The organism is Methylolobus aquaticus, assembly GCF_054172105.1.
Window position 1 is genome coordinate 1 of record NZ_JBSYXP010000049.1, and the last position, 1,292, is coordinate 1,292.

Genomic DNA, 1,292 nt, shown 5'->3' on the forward strand with positions numbered 1-1,292 from the left:
CGCCCGTGCCCTTCCAGTTCGACACCGAGCGCCGCCTGCCCGCTCCAGCGCCGCCAGGCGCGGACCAATGCGGTCAGCAGCAGGTCCTGGATCTGCGTGCGATAGGCCGCGCCGGCGTGTTGCAGCAACTGCGCGGTGGCGGTGGGGGGGAGGCTGAACGCCAGCGTCGCGGCGTCGCAGTTGCGCGCGGAGCCGTCGCGATCATCGCAGGGCCAGTGCGGGGAGAGGTCGGGTACCTGCTGTAACCAGTAGTCCTGCTGCGTCTGCAGCTCGGCACTCCCGGCCCAGCGGACCAGCCGTTGGCTCCAGGCCTTGAACGAGCTGGTCGGCGCCGGCAGCGGGCAGGCGTTGCCGTGGCAGCGGGCCTGGTAGGCGCTCTGCAGATCCTCCAGCAGGAGCCGCCACGACACGCCGTCCACCACCAGGTGGTGCACTACCAGCAGCAGCCGCTGGCTGCCATCCGGGAAGGCGAACAGGACCGCGCGCAGCAGCGGTCCCTGTGCCAGGTCGAGGCTGCGCTGGGCGGTGTCGGCGAGCGTGGCCAATTCCGTCGGATCGGCGACCGGCCGGTACCACAGTCCGTCGGGGGAGTGACTGACCTCGGCATAGGCTTGCTGCCAGACGCCATCGGCCTGGCCATAGCGCAGCCGCAGGCTGGCGTGGTGGGCCTGCAGGTCATCCAGCGCGGCCGCCAGGGCGTCGGCTTGCAACGGGTTTTTGGGCTGCAGCAGCAGGCTCTGGTTCCAGTGGTGCCGCGCCGGGATGGCGGTGGCAAAAAACTCGGCCTGGATCGGTGTCAGCGGCACCGCTCCGGTCACCGGGCCGGGATCGAAGGCGGTGGTCGCCAGCGGCTGCGCCACCGCGGCCAGCGCGGCCAGTGTCTGGTGCCGGAACAGGTCTTTCGGGCTCAGCGCGTACCCGGCCGCACGGGCGCGGCTGACCACTTGCAAGGACAGGATGGAGTCGCCGCCGAGTGCGAAGAAGTTGTCGCTGACACCGACCGTCTCGAGCCCGAGCACGGCCTGCCAGATGGCCGCGAGTTGGGTTTCGGTGGTGGTGCGCGGGGCGACGGTCGTCACCCGCTCTCGCTCCGGCGCGGGCAGCGCGGCGCGGTCGACCTTGCCGTGTCGGGTGCGCGGCAGTCGGTCCAGCACGAGGATCCGGCTGGGTACCAGGTAGGCCGGCAGCCGTTGCTGCAACGCGGCCTGCAGGTCTTCCGGATCAAGCCCGCTACCGGCGACGTAGCCGATGAGTTGCGGGCGGCCGGCGGCTTCGTGCAGCACGACGACGGC

The 1,292-nt window shown here is 71.4% G+C and carries 1 protein-coding gene; it reads right to left on the reverse strand.

The features are described from left to right. Positions 1 to 1,292, reverse strand: a 1,292-nt coding sequence (locus ACW73L_RS22115; RefSeq protein WP_498924701.1) for a condensation domain-containing protein, incomplete at both ends; no start/stop codon positions are given.